Source organism: Microcoleus sp. CAWBG640 (assembly GCF_020883015.1).
Taxonomy (GTDB): Bacteria; Cyanobacteriota; Cyanobacteriia; order Cyanobacteriales; family Microcoleaceae; genus Microcoleus; species Microcoleus anatoxicus.
In genome coordinates this window covers 1-22,643 of sequence record NZ_JAHRFC010000030.1, presented here as the reverse complement: position 1 = coordinate 22,643, position 22,643 = coordinate 1, and the positions used below count along the sequence as shown (strand labels likewise).

General features: G+C 46.0%; 20 protein-coding genes and 1 pseudogene. 8 read left to right on the top strand and 13 right to left on the bottom strand.

Features of this window, described 5'->3' with window-relative positions; translation table 11 throughout:
- Positions 1–283: 283 nt before the first annotated feature.
- Positions 284–2,326, top strand: a complete 2,043-nt coding sequence (locus tag AAFP11_RS16240; RefSeq protein ID WP_341738007.1) for a DNA polymerase III subunit gamma/tau — start codon at positions 284–286, stop codon at positions 2,324–2,326.
- Between the two features lie 133 nt (positions 2,327–2,459).
- On the opposite strand, the gene clpX is transcribed toward AAFP11_RS16240, so the two are convergent.
- From clpX to tig, 3 genes are all read right to left on the bottom strand, one after another.
- On the bottom strand, positions 2,460–3,806 hold the full coding sequence (gene clpX / locus AAFP11_RS16235) for an ATP-dependent protease ATP-binding subunit ClpX (protein ID WP_340519097.1): 1,347 nt from the start codon (positions 3,804–3,806) through the stop codon (positions 2,460–2,462).
- Between the two features lie 9 nt (positions 3,807–3,815).
- A complete protein-coding gene (gene clpP, locus AAFP11_RS16230) occupies positions 3,816–4,505 on the bottom strand; it encodes an ATP-dependent Clp endopeptidase proteolytic subunit ClpP (RefSeq protein WP_341738006.1) in 690 nt (229 codons plus the stop codon).
- Between the two features lie 532 nt (positions 4,506–5,037).
- On the bottom strand, positions 5,038–6,453 hold the full coding sequence (gene tig, locus AAFP11_RS16225; protein WP_341738005.1) for a trigger factor: 1,416 nt from the start codon (positions 6,451–6,453) through the stop codon (positions 5,038–5,040).
- A gap of 494 nt (positions 6,454–6,947) precedes the next feature.
- Here tig and AAFP11_RS16220 point away from each other — a divergent pair, with 494 nt between their 5' ends.
- From AAFP11_RS16220 to AAFP11_RS16210, 3 genes are all read left to right on the top strand, one after another.
- On the top strand, positions 6,948–7,991 hold the full coding sequence (locus tag AAFP11_RS16220) for an aspartate-semialdehyde dehydrogenase (RefSeq protein ID WP_341738004.1): 1,044 nt from the start codon (positions 6,948–6,950) through the stop codon (positions 7,989–7,991).
- Positions 7,992–8,105: 114 nt separating this feature from the next.
- Positions 8,106–8,999 (top strand): 4-hydroxy-tetrahydrodipicolinate synthase, encoded by an 894-nt coding sequence (gene dapA, locus AAFP11_RS16215; protein ID WP_341738003.1) that lies wholly within the window; start codon positions 8,106–8,108, stop codon positions 8,997–8,999.
- 268 nt (positions 9,000–9,267) lie between these two features.
- Positions 9,268–11,133, top strand: a complete 1,866-nt coding sequence (locus tag AAFP11_RS16210) for a ribonuclease J (protein WP_341738002.1) — start codon at positions 9,268–9,270, stop codon at positions 11,131–11,133.
- 193 nt (positions 11,134–11,326) lie between these two features.
- On the opposite strand, the gene AAFP11_RS16205 is transcribed toward AAFP11_RS16210, so the two are convergent.
- The 6 genes from AAFP11_RS16205 to folK all read right to left on the bottom strand — a co-directional run bounded on the left by AAFP11_RS16205 (position 11,327) and on the right by folK (position 16,379).
- Complete coding sequence (locus tag AAFP11_RS16205; RefSeq protein ID WP_341738001.1) at positions 11,327–11,602, bottom strand: MoaD/ThiS family protein; 276 nt, start codon at positions 11,600–11,602, stop codon at positions 11,327–11,329.
- Between the two features lie 215 nt (positions 11,603–11,817).
- Positions 11,818–13,116 carry a threonine synthase gene (gene thrC / locus AAFP11_RS16200; protein ID WP_341738000.1) on the bottom strand — a complete coding sequence of 433 codons (1,299 nt, stop codon included), beginning with the start codon at positions 13,114–13,116 and terminating at the stop codon, positions 11,818–11,820.
- An 86-nt stretch (positions 13,117–13,202) separates the two neighbouring features.
- A complete protein-coding gene (locus tag AAFP11_RS16195; RefSeq protein WP_341737999.1) occupies positions 13,203–13,430 on the bottom strand; it encodes a hypothetical protein in 228 nt (75 codons plus the stop codon).
- 260 nt (positions 13,431–13,690) lie between these two features.
- A complete protein-coding gene (locus AAFP11_RS16190; RefSeq protein ID WP_341737998.1) occupies positions 13,691–15,142 on the bottom strand; it encodes an FAD-binding domain-containing protein in 1,452 nt (483 codons plus the stop codon).
- Positions 15,143–15,224: 82 nt separating this feature from the next.
- A complete protein-coding gene (locus tag AAFP11_RS16185) occupies positions 15,225–15,773 on the bottom strand; it encodes an NUDIX hydrolase (protein ID WP_341738049.1) in 549 nt (182 codons plus the stop codon).
- Positions 15,774–15,890: 117 nt separating this feature from the next.
- Entirely contained in the window at positions 15,891–16,379 is a 489-nt protein-coding gene (gene folK / locus AAFP11_RS16180) for a 2-amino-4-hydroxy-6-hydroxymethyldihydropteridine diphosphokinase (RefSeq protein ID WP_341737997.1), read from the bottom strand.
- 200 nt (positions 16,380–16,579) lie between these two features.
- Between folK and AAFP11_RS16175 the strand changes: the two genes are divergently transcribed.
- Both AAFP11_RS16175 and AAFP11_RS16170 read left to right on the top strand, forming a co-directional pair.
- A complete protein-coding gene (locus AAFP11_RS16175; protein WP_341737996.1) occupies positions 16,580–17,047 on the top strand; it encodes a hypothetical protein in 468 nt (155 codons plus the stop codon).
- A 232-nt stretch (positions 17,048–17,279) separates the two neighbouring features.
- Complete coding sequence (locus AAFP11_RS16170; protein ID WP_341737995.1) at positions 17,280–19,631, top strand: PhoX family phosphatase; 2,352 nt, start codon at positions 17,280–17,282, stop codon at positions 19,629–19,631.
- 431 nt (positions 19,632–20,062) lie between these two features.
- Here the strand turns inward: AAFP11_RS16170 and AAFP11_RS16165 are convergent, their stop codons facing one another.
- From AAFP11_RS16165 to AAFP11_RS16150, 4 genes are all read right to left on the bottom strand, one after another.
- Complete coding sequence (locus AAFP11_RS16165) at positions 20,063–20,623, bottom strand: Uma2 family endonuclease (protein WP_341737994.1); 561 nt, start codon at positions 20,621–20,623, stop codon at positions 20,063–20,065.
- A 105-nt stretch (positions 20,624–20,728) separates the two neighbouring features.
- A complete protein-coding gene (locus AAFP11_RS16160) occupies positions 20,729–21,010 on the bottom strand; it encodes a CopG family antitoxin (protein ID WP_340524553.1) in 282 nt (93 codons plus the stop codon).
- Positions 20,979–21,263 carry a BrnT family toxin gene (locus tag AAFP11_RS16155; RefSeq protein ID WP_341737993.1) on the bottom strand — a complete coding sequence of 95 codons (285 nt, stop codon included), beginning with the start codon at positions 21,261–21,263 and terminating at the stop codon, positions 20,979–20,981. The genes AAFP11_RS16160 and AAFP11_RS16155 overlap by 32 nt, the downstream gene beginning before the upstream one ends.
- A 68-nt stretch (positions 21,264–21,331) precedes the next feature.
- Positions 21,332–21,511, bottom strand: coding sequence for a hypothetical protein (locus AAFP11_RS16150; protein WP_340542310.1), 180 nt, complete (start codon positions 21,509–21,511; stop codon positions 21,332–21,334).
- Between the two features lie 443 nt (positions 21,512–21,954).
- Between AAFP11_RS16150 and AAFP11_RS16145 the strand changes: the two genes are divergently transcribed.
- Both AAFP11_RS16145 and AAFP11_RS16140 read left to right on the top strand, forming a co-directional pair.
- The gene (locus tag AAFP11_RS16145) at positions 21,955–22,335 is read left to right on the top strand and encodes a hypothetical protein (protein WP_341737992.1); all 381 of its coding nucleotides are present in this window, start codon (positions 21,955–21,957) and stop codon (positions 22,333–22,335) included.
- Positions 22,332–22,643 (top strand): annotated as a pseudogene (locus AAFP11_RS16140) (hypothetical protein); the annotation flags it as partial. The gene AAFP11_RS16145 and the pseudogene AAFP11_RS16140, both read left to right, overlap by 4 nt.

Sequence of the window (22,643 nt, the reverse complement as noted above, 5' to 3'; positions counted from 1 at the left end):
GTATTATACCAGTACCACCAGAAAAAATGTTTTTTCAGCAGAGCACTTTCTCGAAAACATCAGTGAATTTACATAGATTAATAGTAATTCTCCGATCGCTCCTAAAAAATTTTGAGGAGCACAATCGATCGCCCGGACGATCGTAGCGCCCAAAAGACTTAGGTACTAATTGCTACGAGTTCTTCGTTCCACTCAGTTCGCCTCCAGAGAACTTGCTTTGAAAGTTGAGCTATGGTGCGATCGAACCACATCTCCCAAGTTAACATAACACCCATATTCGATCGTGACCTACGAACCCCTCCACCACAAATATCGCCCCCAGACTTTTGCCGAATTAGTAGGCCAAGAGGCGATCGCCCAAACCCTCACCAGCGCCATCCTCCAAGATCGCATAGCACCAGCATATCTATTCACAGGCCCCAGAGGCACCGGTAAAACCTCTAGTGCTCGAATTTTTGCCAAATCCCTCAACTGTATTTCTACGGGTGCCCCAACCCCCACACCATGCGGCAAATGCAACGTTTGCCAAGAAATAGCCAGAGGTTCCACACTAGACGTAATCGAAATTGATGCCGCCAGCAACACAGGAGTCGATAACATCCGGGATTTGATCGAACGCGCTCAATTTTCCCCCGTACAATGCCGCTATAAAGTATATGTAATTGACGAAGTTCATATGCTCAGCAACCAGGCATTTAACGCCTTATTAAAAACCCTAGAAGAACCACCAGACAATGTAGTATTCGTCCTCGCAACCACAGACCCTCAAAGAGTCTTACCAACAATTATTTCCCGCTGTCAAAGATTCGACTTTCGGCGCATAGCCCTCGATGCAATGACCGCCCACTTGCATAAAATTGCCAAATTAGAAAATATCAACATAGCCAACGACGCAGTATACATGGTTGCTCAACTCGCCCAAGGAGGACTGCGAGATGCCGAAAGTCTGCTAGACCAACTAAGTTTATTTCCCGGTGAAGTCACCGTCGAAAAAGTTTGGGATTTAGTCGGTGCAGTCCCAGAAAACGACTTAATGGAACTGCTAGAAGCTATTGAAAAAGACGATGCCACAGCCTTAGTAGACATGACCCGTCACCTGATGAATCGCGGTAGAGAACCGCTCATAGTTCTTCAGAATCTAGCCAGTTTTTACCGAGATTTGCTGATAGCAAAAGCAGCACCAAAACGCTCAGATTTAGTAGCTTTAACCTCAGCAACTTGGGATAAACTTGTCAATTTTGCGACTCATTGGGAGAGAGAGTTAATTTTAGCGGGTCAGAAACACTTGCAAACCCATGAACTGCAAATTAAAAATACCACTCAGCCGCGTTTATGGCTGGAAGTAACATTATTGGGATTATTACCTTCAGCAATTAGAACTCAGCCACAACCAGTAAATCAACCAGCACAAAATACTAATCCAGCACAAAATCACCCCCCCCAACCCCCCCTTGCTAAGGGGGGGAGTCAGATATCTAATATTGCAGAATCTGCAATGCCGAATGTGCAACATCCTCCGACGACTCCACCACCTATTGCTAATCCCACAGAAAACACATCCACCGCACCGATTAGAGAATCTATACCGACTGCTGAGGCCACAAATTCTGCACCAACTAATTCCGCTAGCGAAATCGATCTAAATCAAGTGTGGGAACAGGTACTGACTCGCGTGCGCCCCCACGGTACTCAATCTTTGCTTCGCCAACACGGACATCTGGTGAGTTTTAGCAATGATGCGGCGGTGATTAAAATTAATTCGCCACAGTTGCTCAAGATGGTTAAAGACAAAGTAGCTAATATTGAAGAAGCTTTTTTGCAAATTTTTAACCGTCGAGTCACGGTGCAATTGGGCTTAAAAAATTCCACTGAAACTAATGGTTTAGAACCCAAGAATTTCCCAAATTCTAACGGACGTATGGGGGGAAATTCTCGAAATTATACTCCGGTGGATGATGGGAATCAACAGGTACAAAAACCGGAAATTTTAGAGGATTTTTCCACGAATAGGGGAGAAGCACAAAAACACTCGCCAGCCCCTGAAAATACTAGCGCCAAGCTGTCAAATGTTGCTGAACCGGGGGGGCAGAGTAAGGGGTCGATCGCCTCTGGGAATGATTTAAATGCTCAAGCTGTGGCGGTGCGGGCAGATGCCCAAGATGTAGTCAATGCTGCTGGGGTGTGGGCTCAGATGTTTGATGGGGAAGTAGTGGATTTCTCGGATGGCTTGGAGGTTTGGGAGTCGGAAACTTTTACATGGGAATCTGAACCGGATTTACCTGCGTTGTCTTCTGAGTCAGACGAGGATGATTTAATCCCTTGGTAGTTGGGAATTGCGGATTGGGAATGGGGTATGGGGCATGAACAGGCTCTCCGGCCTGTTCCACCATAGATTAAGTTTATGGTGGAACAGGCCGGAAAGCCCGCCGATAAAAAGCTGATTGAGAATTTGAAAACTTTTAAGCCGACTCCGGCTTAGGTAGCGAAGAGGGCAGTATCAACAACTCAGCAGTCGATCGCTTCTCCACCATTTCCTTAGTAATCATACAGCGCGTCACATCCTTGCGCGACGGCAACTCATACATCACATCCAACATCAACTCTTCGACAATTCCTCTCAGTGCCCGCGCCCCAGTTTTGCGTCGGTATGCTTCCTGGGCGATCGCCCGCACAGCATCCGCCTTAAACTCCAACTGTACATTATCCATCTTTAGCAGCTTTTGATACTGCTTAACCAAAGCATTGCGCGGTTCCGTCAAAATCGCCATCAGCGTCTCCTCATCCAAAGGATCGACAACCGCCGCCACCGGTACCCGGCCAATAAACTCAGGAATCATCCCAAATTTCACCAAATCATCGGGTTCCAGTTGCTTGAGGACATCGGCGGCCCGCTTTTCCTTCGGCACAGCTTCTCCCGGCTGAATAAAACCCATGGACTTTTTGCCCGTTCTCTGCTCTACCACTTTATCCAAACCGACAAAAGCGCCACCGCAAATAAACATGATATTGCTGGTATCAATTTGGATGCAGTCTTGATAGGGATGCTTGCGCCCGCCTTGAGGTGGTACATTGGCGATCGTCCCTTCCAGCATTTTCAACAGCGCCTGCTGCACCCCTTCCCCCGACACATCCCGCGTAATCGAAGGATTTTCGCTCTTCCGGGCAATTTTGTCAATTTCATCAATATAAATGATGCCACGCTGCGCCTCTTCCACATCCATATCTGCCACTTGCAGCAAGCGCAACAAAATATTTTCCACATCTTCCCCAACGTAGCCCGCTTCCGTCAGCGTCGTGGCATCAGCCACTGCAAAGGGTACATCCAGCATATCTGCCAAAGTCTGAGCCAGCAGCGTTTTACCACAGCCCGTGGGCCCGATTAACAGAATATTTGACTTTTGCAGTTCTACTTCTTCCGGTGGGTGCTTGCCACTATTTTTGCTATGAATAAAACTGAGGCGCTTGTAGTGGTTATAAACTGCCACTGACAACACCTTTTTCGCCTCATCTTGGCCGATCACATTTTCATCGAGGTAATTTTTAATTTCCCTCGGCTTGGGAATTTGGCTCAGAGACAGGCTTTTCCCCGAAGTAGTGCGACGCTTTTGGCTGGTTTCCGGCTTCGGAGGTACTGCCGTCGCGGCCGGCACGGCAGTGGAGTCAAACAACTCCTCATCTAAAATTTCATTGCACAAGTCAACACATTCATCGCAGATATATACTGCTGGGCCTGCGATCAACTTGCGTACCTGCTCTTGAGACTTGCCACAAAAGGAACATTTTAGATGGGAGTCGTATTTAGACATAACAGCCTCTTAATTCAGTGCAGTGACATTCTCTCCCGCGGCCGGAAGGTTTTCCTTAGCTATGACTTTATCGACCAATCCGTAATCTTTGGCTTCTGCCGCTGACATGAAAAAGTCGCGATCGGTATCGGCCTCTAATTTATCGATCGGTTGACCTGTGTGGTGCGCTAACAGTTCATTCAGCTTACGCTTATGATAAAGGATTTCTTTGGCTTGAATCTCAATATCTACTGCTTGACCTTGGGCACCGCCCAGGGGCTGGTGAATCATAATTCTCGAACTGGGCAGAGACATCCGTTTGCCCGCCGCTCCCGCTGTCAACAGAAATGCACCCATACTTGCTGCTAAACCGTAACAAATTGTCACCACATCGGGGCGGATTTGTTGCATTGTGTCATAAATTGCCATGCCGGCAGTCACCGAACCACCGGGGGAATTTATGTACATTTGAATGTCTTTTTCTGGGTCTTCGGCGTCTAGAAACAGTAACTGAGCCACTATGGAGTCTGCCACTTCGTCAGTTACAGGGGTTCCTAAAAACACAATGCGCTCCCGCAGCAAGCGCGAGTAAATGTCAAAGGCTCGCTCGCCCATCCCCGACTGTTCGAGTACCATTGGCACTACGTTGCTGGGGTGGTCGCTGACCTCAAAATTGTTAGAGCTTGTAATTAGGTAGTTGGAAGATTGAGATACAACCATAAGACACCAGTCAAGGATTATAGACTATTTACGGCTGATGAAAGCTTGAAATTAAGCCGCCAGCTTTTAACTATTATGCCCTTTCTAGAGTGACATGGGGAAATTGGGAATTGGGAATTGGGAAATTGCCTAGCGCAGGGGGGTTCTCTCGCGCTAGGATGATGTTGCCTACAAGTGGCACTCTCGCTCCTAGATGGGGCGTTGTCCAGCCAAAGTTATGATGAATATTTAGCCGGACTCGATCGCGTCAGTAGCTCTAATTCCACCTAAAATCCTCTGCTAGACAAATCTAAGACAAGTCTAGACCTTTGCTTCTTACTTCACCGGGAGCATGGGATCGGTTATCCCTTGGTAAGCTTTGACGATTTAGCCAACCGTGATAAATTAATTGCTCTCTGTGAGATACCCGACTTCTTTAAGAAGTTGGGTATCTGGGAATTCGGTTTTTTTAGTTGAGCTTACTTATCAGTTAAATATCTACTCAAAAGTAGACTCTACCTGAATTTATACCTACTCCTTCTAGCTGCGAGTGCTAGTCTTCTCCTACCACTTCTACTTCAACAGTTGTGGATGCTTCTGAAGTTTCTTCATCATCTTCATCTTCATCTTCATCTACTACCGGAGTCAGAGAACCTTCTGGTAAGAGTTCGATTGTCCCCTTTTCTTCCAACCATTTGATGGTTTTTTGTTTGAGCAAATCTTCTCGGACAAATTGCTGCAACCTTTCGGGGTCAAAATCTCCTTTCGGAAACTGCTTTCTGACGCTAGCTACTTCTGCTGCTACTTCTGCTGGTTCTACAGACAAAGATTCCAGCTTGGCGATTTCTGCTAGAGCTAGAGACTGCTTGATGCGATGGATGGCTTCTGGACGGGAGCGTTCCCGCATCGGTCCCATGTTTTCTTCAGTAAACAGTTGGTTGATATCTATGCCGTAATTTTTCAATTGGGCTGCTTGTTGGTTCAGCAAGAAATCGACTTCGCGTTCTAGCATTGTTTCGGGAATTTCCACTTCTATTAGTTCCACTAGGGCTTCTAATATTGCTTTTTCTTTGTTCCCTGAAGTTTTGCGCTCTTGGTCTCCTTTAAAGCGAGTTTCTAGGGACTCGCGCAGTTCTGCCAAGGTTTCAAACTCGCTAACTTCTTGGGCGAAATCGTCGTCCAACTCCGGCAATTCTTTTTCCTTAAGTTCTTTGAGAGTAATCGTAAAGACTGCTGGTTTTCCGGCTAATTCTTCACTGCTATACTCGTCAGGAAACTGTACAGAAACTTCTCTGGTTTCTCCCGGATTCATGCCGATCATGCCTTGGATGAAACCAGGTACAAACTGATTTTCAGATAATTCTACTTGAAAGTCTTCGGCTTGACCGCCGGGAATTTCTGCGGGAGTTTCGCCGAATGGTGCGTCTGCAAATCTGCCGGAGAAATCAACTAAAGCCATATCTCCTAATTGAGCTGGTCTGCCTTCTATGGGGATTAAAGCAGCTTTGTCCGATCGATATTTTGCCAATACCTCATCTACTTGAGCCTCATCGTACTTAGCTTCTTCTGCTTGAAGTTGCAAGCCTGTGTACTCACCCATTTTGACTTCTGGCTCTACGTCAACCTTAGCTGAGAATGTCAGTGGCTGTTCCGGGTCAAACTTAGACAGTAACTCTTCAAACTCGGTGCTGAGTTCAAAAGTGCCAATGGCTGCAATTTTTTCTTGTTCCAGGGCTTTTTGTAGGGAGTCATTAATCAAGTTTTCTAAAGCCGTTGCCTTCAATCGAGTTTGACCTAGGCGCTGTAGCAAAACTTGGCGGGGAACTTTGCCTTTGCGGAACCCAGGAATGTTAATCTCGCGAGCAAATTGTTTAATTACTTGCTCGTAGGCTTGTTTTGACTTTTCTGATGGTACTTCGATTTCCAGACCAATTTGGCTAGCTGGAAGTTTTTCCTGGGTTACTTTCATCGGCTTCTTTGATATTTAACAATAGTGATATAAAATACATACAAATCTGACTTTGCCTGCATTTTAAGTTTGTACGCTTTTAATCGTACTGGCACAACTACAAACACCTATACCTGACGAGGCTGCCAATCATTGTTGTGCATAGGTTTTGCGGAGCAGAACACTTTGTGGAGGTTCAACACACTAATTGCCGAAGCACCATAGCACGTATCGCCTTCAGACGTCAATGCTACGCCACAAAAGCGTCTCAAAGTCAACAATAGGCTATTTGTTTGTGGTTATGGCCACAGGGCAGTTCATTCCTTGCTAAACTAGCGATGGCTACGATGCGATCGCAGCCGTGAGGCTGGAGTGGCAAGTCCGGTCAACTGCGCCCTTGCCATCCTAACCGATTCTGATGTCGCCTAAGATTAATTAAGTTTTATATTGAGTATTGCGGTTATTAAAATTCCAGATTTCGATCGCTTACAATCTAATTTGTGGAGGAAACTAATTTGTCTCAATCCTATCGAGTTGCCATTTTAGGAGCTACGGGTGCTGTCGGTGCGGAGTTGCTAGAACTCTTGCACAGTCGCAGTTTTCCGTTGGCAGACTTGAAGCTGCTGGCTTCGGAACGTTCTGCGGGTGCAAAACTGCCCTTTGGTAGCTCCATGCTATCGGTGGAGGCAGTATCCGATCGCTCCTTTGATAATGTAGATCTAGTGCTGGCTTCGGCTGGTGGGTCTACTTCCAAATTTTGGGCTCCGAAAGCAGTAGCAGCCGGAGCCGTGGTAATAGACAATTCCAGCGCTTTCCGTATGGATGCAACGGTACCGTTAGTGGTTCCCGAAGTTAATCCCGAAGCAGTGGCGTCTCACCGAGGTATAATTGCTAATCCCAACTGCACCACGATTTTGATGGCAGTGGCCGTTTGGCCTCTTCACCAAGTGAGACCAGTCAAGCGCATAGTGGTAGCTACTTACCAGTCTGCCAGCGGGGCAGGGGCCAGGGCAATGGAGGAAATGAAAGCTCAAGCCAGAGCAATTTTGGCCGGAGAAACACCCAAAACGGAGATATTTCCCTACCCCTTAGCATTTAATTTGTTTCCGCACAACACCGCGATTAACGAGTTGGGGTATTGTGAGGAAGAGATGAAAATGGTGAACGAAACTAGGAAAATATTTGGGACTGAAGACATCAAAATTTCTGCAACTTGTATTCGGGTTCCCGTACTCCGGGCCCATTCGGAAGCGATTAATCTAGAATTTGCAGAGCCTTTTAGTGCGATCGAGGCTAGAGACATTTTAAAGCAGGCAAAAGGGGTTAAGCTGGTAGAAGACTGGCAAGCGAATTATTTCCCGATGCCCGCAGAGGCTAGCGGTAAGGATGAGGTGTTGGTAGGCAGGATACGCCAAGATATTTCTCACCCCTGCGGGTTGGAAATGTGGCTAAGTGGCGATCAAATTCGCAAAGGGGCGGCTTTAAATGCAGTGCAGATAGCCGAGTTGCTCGCCACAAAAAAATTACTGCAAACCCAGCGGGCGGCGGTTTCTAAGTAGCGGGAACTATCCCCATAGGTAAGAGGTTTTGCAGCATCAGGGATTTTAGATTAACGTTTCATCTAAAATCAAAAATTTCAAATCAAAAATCACAAGTCTAAAATCGGAGAAAGTGTGGTAAAGTTTGGACGGGTTCTGACTGCAATGATTACGCCGTTTAAGGAAGACGGCAGCGTTAACTATGCGGTAGCAGAGCAGTTGGCGGTGTATTTAGCCGATCGCGGTACGGATAGCTTGGTACTGTGCGGAACTACGGGCGAATCTCCCACGATGACTTGGGATGAGGAGTACGAGTTATTTCAGGTGGTGCAGCAGGCAGTAGCAGGTAAAGCAAAAGTCATAGCAGGAGCGGGATCGAATTCAACTCGCGAGGCGATCGAAGCAACACAAAAAGCAGCTAAACTCGGTTTAGACGGTTGCTTGCAGGTGGTGCCCTATTACAACAAGCCACCACAAGAAGGTTTGTACAATCATTTTCGGGCGATCGCGCAATCTGCTCCAGAATTGCCTATAATGTTATATAACATCCCCGGTCGCACTGGCCAAAATATGTTGCCGGAAACAGTGGCTCAATTGGCAGAAATTCCGAACATTGTAGCAGTAAAAGAAGCAAGTGGCAACTTAGATCAAGCCAGCCAAATTAGACGCTTGACATCCCCTGAATTTGCCATCTATTCTGGAGATGATTCCCTAACATTGCCGATGCTGGCGGTAGGAGCATCTGGTGTAGTTAGCGTAGCCAGCCACCTGGTAGGAGAGCAACTACAACAGATGATCGAAGCTTTTGAGAAGGGCCAAGTTCAAGTCGCTACCCAGATTCACTTGCAACTATTTGACTTGTTTAAAGCTCTTTTTCTCACCACAAATCCGATTCCAGTCAAGACAGCTCTTAAACTTCAAGGCTGGGATGTAGGTTCCACCCGTCCGCCCCTGTGCGATCCGCCCGTTGAGGTGACTCAAAAATTAAAGGACGCACTGAGTCAGTTAGCACAGATATCAGCTAGCTAGAGAGGCGAGAACGAGTTTTCTGAAAACTAAATATTGGTTGTGATTAGTCATTAGTCCTTAGTAATTAGCTATGAGTTATTAGCTGAAAACTAAGAATTGGTGATTGAAGACCCAAGACAACTGACTGTACGGGAGAGTAAAACCCGCAGGAGATTTTTCCATAAATATCATGGAAAAAATATCCCACATCAACAAACAGCAGAAAAAAAACACAAGACAACAGACAACAGTCAACAGACAAATAACAAAAAACTAACAAAGGATACGCATGATCAAAAATACAACTGGACAGGCTCTAAAAGTTATTCCCCTCGGCGGGCTCCACGAAATCGGTAAAAATACTTGTGTATTCGAGTACGGAGATGAAATAATTCTTTTGGATGCAGGTTTAGCATTCCCGACAGATGGAATGCACGGGGTAAATATTGTCCTCCCAGACATGACTTACCTGCGGGAAAATAGCCACAAAATTAAAGGTATGATCGTGACTCACGGTCACGAAGACCACATCGGCGGTATCCCTTATCACCTCAAACAATTTGAAATTCCGGTGATTTACGGGCCGCGTTTGGCTATGGCTTTGCTAGCCGGAAAATTAGAAGAAGCCGGAGTTTCTCACCGCACAGAATTGAGGACAGTTAGACCACGCGACATGGTGAGAATTGGCAAGAATTTCTTAGTCGAATATATTCGCAACACTCACTCAATGGCCGACAGTTTCACAGTGGCGATTCACACCCCAGTGGGAATTTTGATCCACACTGGAGACTTTAAAATTGACCACACTCCTGTAGACGGCGAGCATTTTGACTTCCAAAAATTGGCGGAGTATGGCGAAAAAGGCGTGCTGTGCTTGATTAGCGATTCCACTAACTCGGAAGTTCCCGGTTTTACGGCTTCAGAACGTTCTGTTTATCCGAATTTAGACAGAATTATCGCTCAAGCGACGGGACGAGTAATGGTGACGACGTTTGCTTCTTCGGTACACCGATTGCAAATAGTTTTAGAACTAGCTAAGAAAAACAATCGGTATGTAGGAGTGGTAGGTCGATCGATGTTGAATGTCATCGCTCACTGCCGGAATCTAGGCTACATCAAATGCGAAGATAGTATCTTCAAACCCCTGAAAGAAATTCGCAATTTACCAGATGACAAGGTACTGATTTTAACCACAGGTTCCCAAGGCGAACCAATGGCGGCGATGACTCGGATTGCTAACGGGGAACATCACGAATTAAAAATCAGAAAGGGCGATACCATCATCTTCTCAGCGAACCCGATTCCGGGAAATACGATCGCAGTGGTAAATACGATCGACAAATTGATGATGCTGGGCGCAAATGTAGTTTACGGGCGCGACAAGGGAATTCACGTTTCGGGACACGGTTGTCAAGAAGACCAAAAGTTAATGATTAACATAACTCGTCCCAAATTCTTCTTACCCGTGCACGGGGAACACCGGATGTTGGTGCAGCACTCAAAAACAGCTCAAAGCATGGGCATTCCCGCTAGCAATATGGTGATTATTGACAACGGCGATGTTGTAGAATTGACCGAAAATTCGATGCGAGTGGGTGGTAAAGTGCCTTCAGGAATTGAATTGGTAGACTCTTCGCGATCGGGAGTAGTCAAAGCAAACGTCCTTAAGGAACGCCAACAGTTAGCCGGAGATGGGGCGGTAACAGTAGCGGCGGCTTTGAATTGGGAAGGCAAATTAGTGGCCAAGCCGGAAGTACACTTGAAAGGTGTAGTCACATCAGCCGATCGCGCCGAGGTGATCCGACTCATCACTCAAACGATTGAAACAATTTTGAGCGATCGTTGGTCAGAATTTGTCAAACCTGCTACGAATGCTGACTCACAAGTTGATGTGGACTGGGTAGGAGTGCAAACACAAATAGAAAAAGCAATTGCGCGAGTGCTGCGACGGGAATTGCAAAGCAATCCCATGCTGGTATTCCTGATGCAAATTCCTGAAGAAGCAGTGCGATCGGAAACTGTGCAAAAACAGCTTTCCATTGAAGCACCTAAACTAGCATCTTCAGTACCATCGCCAGTACCAGCCCCTGTAAATAAAGTAACAGGTCGTCGGCGTCCTCGGACTGCTGCAAAAGTAGCCTCCGTAGTTTCTTAGTTTGATAGAAACAGAAAGCCACAGGTTGTATCCTGTGGCTTTCTGTTTTGTTTCTATCAAATCCTTATATTAATTCCGGTTGTATCGGAATGATTTAACCGCGAAGGCGCGAAGGACGCGAAGGAAGAGAAGAGAGAGATGAATACCCGACTTGTTAAACAAATCGGGTATTCATCTCTTGGCGGTGAAAAAATCAACCCCCAGCAACTGCCGGCACAATACTCACTTCATCGCCATCTTTAAGAGCAGTTTCAGTACCTTCCAAAAACCGGATGTCTTCAGCATTGACGTAGAAATTCAAAAATCTACGAGGTGTTCCTTGTTCGTCGCACAGGCTTTTTTTGATGCCGGGACAATTTGTTTCGAGGGATTCAATCAGTTCAGAAATATTATCACCGCCGCATTCTATTGTGGCTTGATTGTTGGTGAATTTTTGCAGTGGTGTGGGAATTAAAACTTTAACAGTCATTTTTTTAGTCCTTAGTCAGTAGTCATTAGTCATTAGTCATTAGTTATCAGTCAGTAGTTATTAGTCAGTAGTTATTAGTCACAAGTCAGTTCTCGGTGGTTAACAATCAGTCGTCATTAGTCAACAGCTTGATAGCTAATGACCAATGACTAATGACTAATGACTACTGACTAATGACCAATGACCAATGACCAATGACTAATGACTAATGACTATTAAACCGAAACTTGCTGCCATTCTAGGCGTTCAAGTGTCCGAGCACGTTCTAGGGCACGCTCGAAGGCTTCTAGTTTTGGTTCGAGGGTGATGGGTTCGCCGATGTAGCCTTGGACAGCTTCTTGGGTTTTTAAGCCATTGCCGGTGATGTAGGCGACGGTGGTTTCATCGGGGTTGATTTTACCTGCTTCTACCAGTTTCTTCAAGACGGCGATGGTGGTGCCACCTGCGGTTTCGGTGAAGATGCCTTCGGTTTCGGCTAGCAGTTTCATGCCTTCGATGATTTCGGTGTCGCTGACGGATTCGATGTTGCCGCCTGTTTTGCGGGCGATGTCGAGGGCGTACATCCCGTCTGCTGGATTGCCGATCGCGATCGACTTAGCAATTGTATTCGGTTTCACCGGTTTAACAAAATCGCGGCCTTCGCGGAAGGCTTGGGCGATGGGGGAACAGCCGTCAGCTTGGGCACCGCTGAAGCGGACTTTCTTGCCTTCAACTAAGCCGACTTCGGTGAATTCGTTAAAGCCTTTGTAAATTTTGGTGAACAAAGAACCGGAAGCCAGGGGAGCAACTACGTGATCGGGCAATTGCCAGCCAAGCTGTTCGATCACTTCGTAGCCTAGGGTTTTCGAGCCTTCGGAATAGTAGGGGCGCAAGTTGATGTTGACAAATCCCCAGCCGTGTGTATTGGCTACTTCGCAGCAGAGGCGGTTAACTTGGTCGTAGTTGCCGTGAACTGCCATCACGGTTGGATTGTAAATTAGGGTGCCGAGAACTTTGCCTGCTTCTAAGTCGGAGGGGATGAAGACTACGCAGTCGAGTCCGGCGTGGGCTGCGATCGCCGCCGTAGAGTTAGCTAAATTACCAGTGCTGGCACAGGATACTGTTGTGAAACCTAATTCTCTCGCTCTACTGAGGGCAACGGACACCACTCTATCTTTGAAGCTAAGAGTGGGCATATTGACCGCATCATTTTTAATATAAAGATTTTTTAGACCCAGGCGACGAGCTAGGCGGTGCGATTTTAATAGAGGAGTCATGCCGGTGCCGACATCGATCACGTTATCTGTAGCGACGGGCAGAAATGCGCGGTAACGCCAAATCGAGTTTGGTCCGGCTTCGATGGTTTGTCTGGTAACGGTGCGGCGGATAGCATCGTAATCGTATTTGACTTCTAGCGGCCCGAAACAGCAATCGCAGACGTGTTTTGCTTGAAGTTCGTATTCTTCGCCGCATTCTTTGCACTTGAGGGCTGTGAAGGTTGCTGCTGTCGATTGGGTTCTGGTCGCCTGGGTCATAGCTAAACTCTCCAGTTTTGCAATGTTGTTAACTCTTTTCGCAGAATACCACGGTGAAATTAGTGCGTCAACCATACCCGATTTTTTTAGTCGGGATTGATTTTTGAGTGAGATGGTGGTTGTTTAACTTGCATCGTTGGGTGGGCTAGGTGCAAGACTCCACAAGGCTTATACTCGTTTTCTGCCTCTGCCTGGAAATCCGCAGCGGTGGGTTTTGCCTCTTGGTCGATCGAGTTCAAGGAGGATTTGACGAACAATTTGTTACAAAACTTAATATTGGTTATTGGTGTTAATTCCAATGCCCCATCCGCCATCCCCCCTTGGGGAGGTAGGGGGTGACAGGTGTAGGTTTTTTACAACGGGGTAATATGGAGATCTTTTGACACTTGGTCACACCAGGGCGATCGAACCAAACACGTGGAGGCGCAAACAACCTCAATGCTGAAGAATAAGCATCTTAAAGATTAGTCATGTATCGTCTCTCAACGAATGGCTCACCTGTCGATACCTCAAGGGATGGGATTAGCTACTTGGAGATTCGGTGGGGTCAGGACCAAATCTAACTGACTACTGACTAATCAACTATTTTTTGCTGTTTATAAAGTTCCTTAAACTTACGCTGCTGCTGATTATGATCTACGATGCGATCGGGATAAGGAAGAAATTTGCGTTCTAAGGGCAAAATATTTCCCGTTAGCAAAAGTTTCGTATCTACTCTGCGCAATTCAGGAACCCAGTGCCGAATATATTCACCTTCCCGGTCAAATTTTTGAGCTTGACTCGCGGGATTAAATATGCGTAAAGGCTTCGGGTCCATACCACTCGATGCACTCCACTGCCAGCCACCATTATTAGCAGAAAGGTCGCCATCTATCAATTTTTGCATAAAGTATTTTTCCCCCCACTGCCAGTTAATAATTAAATCTTTAGTGAGGAAACTAGCGACTATCATCCGGCACCGATTGTGCATCCAACCAGTCTGATTCAACTGCCGCATTGCCGCATCTACAATCGGATAGCCAGTTTTGCCTCTACACCAGGCTTGAAAAAGTTTTTCATCATTTTCCCAAGGAAAGTCTTTGAAGGGTTGACGGTAGGGCCCATCTGCTAATTCAGGAAAATTATACATTGCGTGTTGATAAAATTCTCGCCACGCTAATTCCTGTTGCCAAGTGCGGATATTTTTCTGCCCTTCTTCGTTGCGACAATTATCCATTAATCTCTGGGTAGCTTGCCAAACTGTGCGAATGCCGATGGCACCAAATTTGAGAGCAGGGCTGAGTTGGGATGTGCCATTAATTATGGGAAAATTACGTTGGTCTTGATATTCGTAAATTGCCAAATCACAAAATTCTTCCAATTTTTGTTGCGCTGGATTTTCTCCTGGTTCTATTAACAAGGGATTTTCCCAAATAAAGCCCAAGTCTCTGGCGCTAGGCAACATTTCCATTGCACCTGCTTGGCGTGCAATTTCTGTTTCTGCTGCGGTTAATCCTGTCATTTCTTCTAAAGAAATGATGGGCAGTGTCTCTACTGGTTGGGTTTTGGGTAGGCTGTTCCATTTTTTCCAAAATGGTGTATAAACAGTATATGGATTTCCCGTGCCTGTGCGAATTTCCTCTGGCGCGTGCAGTAGTTGATCCCAGAAATTTTTGACTTGAATTCCTGTTTGTGCTAGGGCATTAGATACTGCAAAATCACGTTTTTTTGCATAGGGTTCCACATCCCAGTTCCAAAATACTGCTTTGGCATTTATAGCTGTGGCTAATCTGGGGATGGCTTCACTAGGTTCATCTTGAATTATCAGTAATTGACTGCCCGATTCCGCGTAACTCTGCTGAAGTTTTTGCAAACATCCCATCATGTATGTGACTCTGGCTGGGGCTACGTCATCAAGATTGAGGAGTTGGCGATCTAGACAGAAGAGGCCTACTACTTTCGGGCTTTGTTGCCTTGCTGCTGCTAGTCCGATGTTATCACAAATACGCAAATCTCGGCGATGCCAAAATAAAATTAGATCAGACATTCGATTTTAGATTTTAGATTTTAGATTTTAGGTTTGAGAACAACCTCCACGGCTCAATCCGCGAGATTGTCAGCAAATCATTTTAATTTAAAAAAGGACGGGCTAAAAAGAAGCTAGAAATAGATTTTGCATCTATGGGTTCCCCAGATAAAATCGCTGTTTCTAATTCTTCAGGAGTGAATAAAACGGTTTCCATGTCTTCATCATCGTCTTGTGCTGGTGGCTTCTCCAGCTTTTCCAAATCTAGGGCTAAAAAAGCATAAATGATTTCATCTGAATAACCGGGGGCGAGCAAAAATTCCCCTAATTTTTGCCATTTACCCGCGCGATATCCTGTTTCTTCTTCGATTTCGCGTTTAATGGTTTCGGCGGGGTTTTCATTAACTTCTATAGTACCAGCGGGAAATTCTAAAATTCGCCCTTGAGCCGCAAAACGATATTGTCGCACCAAGACAAGTTTACCTTCGGGGGTTACTGGTACTGCTAGGGCTCCGCCTGGGTGACGAATACATTCCCATTCGCCTTCGGCACCGTTGGGAAGCCGGAGAGTGGCTACGTCAAAATTAAATTTGCGTCCTTGGTAAAACAGGCGTTGTTTCAGGACTTTGGGTAGTTCTCGATCGCTCGACATAAGCAACAAATGAATAATTTGAGAGTACACTGATTTATGACATCATATCAAATCCGGTTGCATGGGCCTGGGAAATTGGGAATTGAGAAGTAAGTGATAATTAGTTTTGTGTCTTTTCTAGACTATCATTTTTTCTATTCCCGAAGAATCTGCCGTTTGGACCATTTGTGCGATCGCACTTCCTGTCACCGGATGCACCCAATCCGGGGCAATTTCTGCCAAAGGCACTAATACAAATGCTCTTTTGGTCATTCGGGGGTGAGGCAGAATCAGCGTGGGAGTTTCTAGGACTAAATTATCATATAACAGCAAATCTAGGTCTAGGGTTCTGGGTCCCCATTTTTCTTGGCGAATTCGATTAAATTTTATTTCTATTTCTAATAAAGCTAATAGTAACTGTTCTGGTTCTAGGGTAACTTCTAGGATGGCACAGGCGTTGATGTAATCGGGTTGTGGTGGCCCGACCGGGGCTGTTTGATACCAGCTTGAATGAGATTTTACTTCTATTTCTGGGGTGTTGTTTAGAGTTTCGATCGCGCTTTTGAGAATTGTGAGGGAGTCCCCTAGGTTGCTACCGAGGGCGATGGCGCATTTTGTTGATTTCATTGGAATTTGAATTGGAATATTTTAACCGCAGAGAACACAGAGAACGCAGAGGGAGATAACAGAGATGAATAAGTCTGATGAAGAGTGGATTTGATATAAGTCTCGATGGTTCTGTAACAAATTGTTTTAATTTTGGCTTAATTTATGCTTAATCTTTGTTGATTATACTTGATAAGTATCAGTGTTTAATTTGCAAATTAATGAGTTTTTACCGTCTCCTTTTGTCTGCCTTGATTCTAGTCACTATTAATTTTACATCAACTACATCGATCGCCTTGGCTGAAACTAAGGAAAGCTATCTTACCGTAAATTCCGATGATAGTCAATCTTTTGCCAGTTTAGTACAGCAGGCGGAAGATTTAGCGAAAGAGTCGATCGCCCAAGAATTCCAAGAAAATCCCGGATTGACACAGGTGACGATTATAGTTACAGCGGATCGCAGCAGACGAATGGTTCCTGTTTTGCGATCGAGAGTATCTCGCAACCAGTGGCAGAAAGATTCCAGAATCGAACAGTGGACTAGATATTTTGCCGATGCTAAATACCTCTTGGGATTCAGAGAGGGCAATATTTCACCAGCCAATTCTGGACCATCGCAAACTATCAACGTACCAGCACCCAGCCGGCCGGCCTCCCGACAAAACGATCCAGGCTTTCGAGATGACTAATGGGGAATTGGGAATTGGGAATCGGGCATCGGGCATCGGGCATCGGACATCGGTAACAAATAACCAATCACCAATAACCCTTCGACTCCGCTCAGGGCGACGCAAATAACCAATAATTAACCAAAATATAATCTCACTTTAATTAACCTTCATGTTAACTTCCCTTAATTTAACAACGGTAAAATCTCATAGAGAATCACCAGATTAGGGATGTGGGGTTGAACAGGAATTTATGTCTAAAATAACTCGCCGACAACTGCTAATTTTTTTCGGTAGCAGTGCAGCTACTACTGTCCTTGCGCCTCAACTAACTGAAACACTATTCGGCATCAATTCCACCTCTGCCGAAGCTGCGTTCAGTCCGATATCTTTCACTCCATTAAGACTTCCTCACCCACTGCCAGTTTATCAAGAATTGTCGAGCTTTATGCCAACCGGCCTAAACGGACAAGGAACTGTGATGGCTGCTTCACAGGATACTAAATTAAGGAGTTACAGCGTTGTTGACGATGTAGTTGTGCCGCCAGAATACGAACGCTATGTGATTCTCCGCTGGGGCGATCGCGTTTTTCCCGATCTATCCGACTATTTCGGCTACAACAACGACTACACAGGCTTCGTAGGCCTTCGCGGCAGCAATGACGACGGCTATCTCTGGGTCAACCACGAGTATGTATCCTTCCCAATGTCAAAACAGGCACCGGAAACGCCGACAGATTTGGCATCATTTCCCGCAACCGATCGCGCCGTCATCGGTCTAGACTTATCTGTAAAAAATCGCGCGACCCTCGGCGAATTTTTATACAACATGGGTGGTTCCATCGTCCGCATCACCAAACAAGCCAACGGTCGATTTGGCGCGATCGCCCGCGACCCCCTCAACCGACGCATCCACGGACTTTCCGGCCTCGGAATCAACAGCCAGCGTTCCGACGCATACAAAAGCGTCACCTCCTGGGGAAGCAGACAAGGCGACGACAAATATCTTACAGGTACCGGCCCGGCGGCCACCCAAGTTTTCGCCCAAGTCAACAGCGACGGGCTGGGAAACCGGATCATCGGTACAGCCTACAACTGTTCCGGCGGCACAACCCCCTGGGGCACAATCCTCTCCGCCGAAGAAAACTTCCAAGGTAGCGAACTATTCTTCGTCGGAGTTCAGGAAAACATCAAACCCAACGGCAGCCAAACCGGTTACGCCAAGGGCACTACGGGTGAAGAATTCGGCTTAGTCGGTGAAAAATACGGCTGGATGGTAGAAGTCGATCTCCAAGACCCGAATTTCCGCCCCCGCAAACACACCGCTTTGGGCCGCTTCCGCCACGAAAACATCGCGATTCGCGCCGAAGCAGGCCGCAAATTAGTAGCATACATGGGAGACGATCGGCGCGGCGGACACACCTGGAAATTTGTCAGCAACGGTACTGTCACCAATCCCGCAGATAAAAACAACAGTCGCTTGTTTGAAGATGGCACTTTGTACGTCGCCCAATACAATCGCAACGGTGCGGGAAGATGGCTGCCGCTGACAATCAATGCCCAAACCAATCCAGTAAGTCCCAAAAAAATGGGCGAAGCCGAATTAGCAAGTTTTGGCAAAGCTCAAAGAGATGCAAATACTCGCTTACCCAAACGCGCCGGAATTGCTGGTCAAACCGAAGACGGCGGTTCTTTTGTAGTCGATACAACTAATGAAGCAACAGCACTTCCTGGCTACAGAAATAAAACTCTTGCGAATTTCTATACCAGCCAAGGTGCGATGTTAGTTGATGCTTTTTTAGCTGCTAATTTGATTGGTGGCACTCCGACAGCGCGGCCTGAAGATTTGGAAATTCATCCTACTACTAAGGAAGTTTTCATTTCCTATACTGACGGCGCACCTGGTAGCGATGGTTATCCAGATTCTCGGATTTTTACTGTTGCTAAATACGGTAGCGAACTCAATAGCACCCAGCAGTCGGGAGGAATTTACAAAATAATTGAAGATAGTTCCGACGGCGCGGGTTCGACATTCCGCTGGCAGCGTTTTGTTCAAGGTGGAGAAGCGGGTTCAGTCTCTGGGGCGGGATTTGCTAGTGTAGACAATTTGGTTTTTGACGATCAAGGTAATGTTTGGGGTGTGACTGATATGTCTACTTCCACGCACAACGGTTTTGATGTCGGGAGTGTTGGCAAGGCAAGTGCGATCGACCACAAGAAGACTGGAAATGTCTCGGATTTTACTGGGGTTTTCGGCAACAATTGGCTGTTTTATATTCCCACTTCCGGCCCGAATGCGGGAACTGTCATTCCGTTTGCTCAAGGGCCGAATCGGTGCGAAATGACGGGGCCGACTTTTGTGGGAGATACGCTGGTGATTTCGGTGCAGCATCCGGGGGAAGATTGCCCGATCGATGATGGTACTGTACTCAGCCGACAAATTGAAATGTTGGATTTGAACGGTGCTGTTTTCAATCAGACTCGGACTGTTGCTCGTGGTAGTTTGTGGCCGAGCAATATCTCGAATGATTCGCGTCGTTCGCCCATGCCTTCGGTGATTGGAATTCGCCGTTTGCGATCGACTACAACGGGTCAGTTTGTTTAAATAGGACTTACAATGGTGCCCAGAAACCGGGTTTTTGTCCAGGTATGTCGTCGGAGTCGGCAGATTTGGTAAAAACCCGGTTTCTTTGGTCGAGTGCGTAAATCCTGCTTAAGAAATTAGGAGACGGCTTGGCCTTAGTCCCTACCCAAAATAACATTGTAGGGACTAAGGCCAAGCCCATTGGTGTCAACTTAAGCTTGAAAGCCTTCCAAGTCCATTAGTCATCCCGCGAGTCCGACAGGGAATTAATTCCCTGTCTAATAGCTAAAGTCCTCTCAAAGAGGACTCAAGAGTTGAAAATTCTTCTCTTCAGTCCTCTTTGAGAGGACTTGCGCTTTGAGGCAGGGGTTTCAACCCCTGCCGGACTATTGGTTGTACCTTAAGTTGACACCAATGGGCACTGCCGTCTCCTCTATATCATTCCGATGCAACTAAGAAAATTGTACTTGGCGATATAAATCGGCGATCGCAATTTCTAGATTCACCGATTCAAGTTGCAAGGAATCGCCCAAACCATACTCAGAGAGAACCCATTGCCCTTGTTGATTGCGCCGAAACATCTCTACTCCTGGCTGTTCAACTTGCACCAAGACATACTCTTGCAGTGTTGAAAATTGGCGGTATTTCGCAAATTTAGTACCGCGATCTACTGCTTCGGTGGAAGGCGATAAAACTTCGATAATCAAGGAAGGAAATTGCACTAATTGTGGATCGTTATCGCGATCGTCACAAGTTACCACAACATCAGGATAAAAATACTTTCGCCCTGGTTCTCCCTGTAGTTTCACAGCTAAGATGTAAATCTCGTAGGGGAGATTCAGGCGATCGTCTAATAGCTTGAAGAAGTTGATGCAAATCCGATTATGATTGCGGGTTTCGCCTCCTATCGCGACAACTTCGCCATCCCAATATTCGTAGCGTTCTTCTTGGGTGGGTTCCCAAGCCAGGTATTCTTCTGGGCTCATCAATAGGCGATCGGGTAAGGCAACCATAATGCGATTGGGAATGAAGTATGTTTCTAGAATAGCTCGAAGAAAAGGGCGATCTGATTTTGGATTTTAGATTTTAGATTTTGGTTACAACTCATTGTTGTCCCTTCACGCTATTTCTTTGCTAAGTTTCTCCTGCACCCACAAATTTAAAAGCGTTTCTGGAGAAACACCTTGACGTTTAGCGATGGAACGAATTTGCTCTGATAAAGTTACTTCAACACGATAATATATGATCTCAGATTGAAGATTTACTGAAAACTCAGCAGCATCAGTTTCCTCCCAATAATCTGCCAGATCGCGATCGTCCCAAAACTCGCCTATTTGCTGATAAGATTCAGCTTCTGAGATAGCACTTTTACGTTTTCTGGTATTTTCTTCGTTCAGCATTTGTCATGTCCCGTGCAGATAAAATTAATGCTTGCCTATCTTCTTTATAAACAAAGAAAACAATCAAGTAGCGTCCGGCATCAGTTTGTCCCAAAGCAGCGTAAACATTTTCACCCTGACGATGCCCTTTTTCGACAAAGCGGAAAACTGCAAAGTTCTCAAAGACTTCTCTAACTTCTTGTGGGCTAACAGAATGTTTTCGAGCTAGTTTTTCAACGATATCCTCTAGCCAGATAAAGCCTCTGATTTCCACTTGATTTATATGTCCTTATCACTGCTCACTCCTAGTGTATCATAGAATGCAAGCAATGGTTGTATCCATTACACTGCATGGGCGATCGCATATTGCTTCAACACAGGCGGCACAGTGTAACTACTTCCTTGTTGTTCTATCCAGCAGCGCCGCGATAGAGATTGCAGCGCATTTACCAAATCTGACAGCGGGATTGTATCATTTTCAAGTAATTTTATGAGATCGACTGGCTGGCTTTCTTTCGCCAACAAGGAAATTACTTATTTTTCTAGTTCCGATAGGCGATCGAACTTAGGTTTTGTAATTTGTTTGGGAATGCCCAATAGGTTATGATATGTTTGTTTGCAGTTCAGTTTTTCTCCGGTAATACCAATTTTTTATGAGGCTGCATAGAATCCGATCCCCCCTAGCCAAGAGGGCGGGCACGGGGGCACCGCCCCTACTAAGGGGGGGACAAGATTCTTCTCAAAGTCCCCCTTCCCCCCTTGGGGGGGGCTAGGGGGGGGTGGGGATTTAGGGGGATCGGGATCTGATTGGAGAGTTTGAAAACACGCCCTAGCCCCCCTTAATAAGGGGGGGACAAGATTCTTCTCAAAGTCCCCCTTCCCCCCTTGGGGGGGGCTAGGGGGGGTGGGGATTTAGGGGGATCGAGATATATGCAACGACCCATTAAATTGGTATAAGGTTAAAGTTGATTTTTGATGAAGGTAGGCAATTAGAGATTGTGCAGGCAATTGAGCGGGTGAGAGACGGAATTCTCTGGAAACCTGGAAAAGCAATGTCTCATTTACTCAAAAGGATTAATTTAGGCCATTTAGGACCGAACGCGACCCTTGAAGAATATAATGGAGTTATCAGTTTTATTGTTAGGGATGCTAATGCTAAAGTTTATGTGTACGTCTACGGAAAAACGTTTTATCCCACAGTTACCAGCAGTGTAAATAACACCATATGGCTGGTAATGATGGGCTTGGATGGAGTTTTAGAAACGGCCTTTCCTCCAAAGGAACCGGAAAGCTACCTGGCTAATTCAATGTTTATTTATGTAGGTTTAATTAAGGATTTGTTATGAATATTTTGCTAAAAAACTATTGTGTAATGGTTGAATTTCCTGATGTGAGTGGGGCTGAACATTTAGAAATGTTGCAACTTAGAGATGAGTTGGCAAAAGTTGAATCTCAACTGAGTGAGGAAGAGAAGGGTTTATTAGCAAATGCCGATCGACGGTTAGTTGAACAAGCAAGGGAGTTTTATGAGGAGTTGTCGAGATTTGTGGATTTAACCCAGAAGCGCAAATTTGAGGAGATTACACCTCAGCGTTGGTGGTGGTATTTGGATGTTTTGGCATTGTTGCCGAATTTGAGGAAACAAGAGTTGACA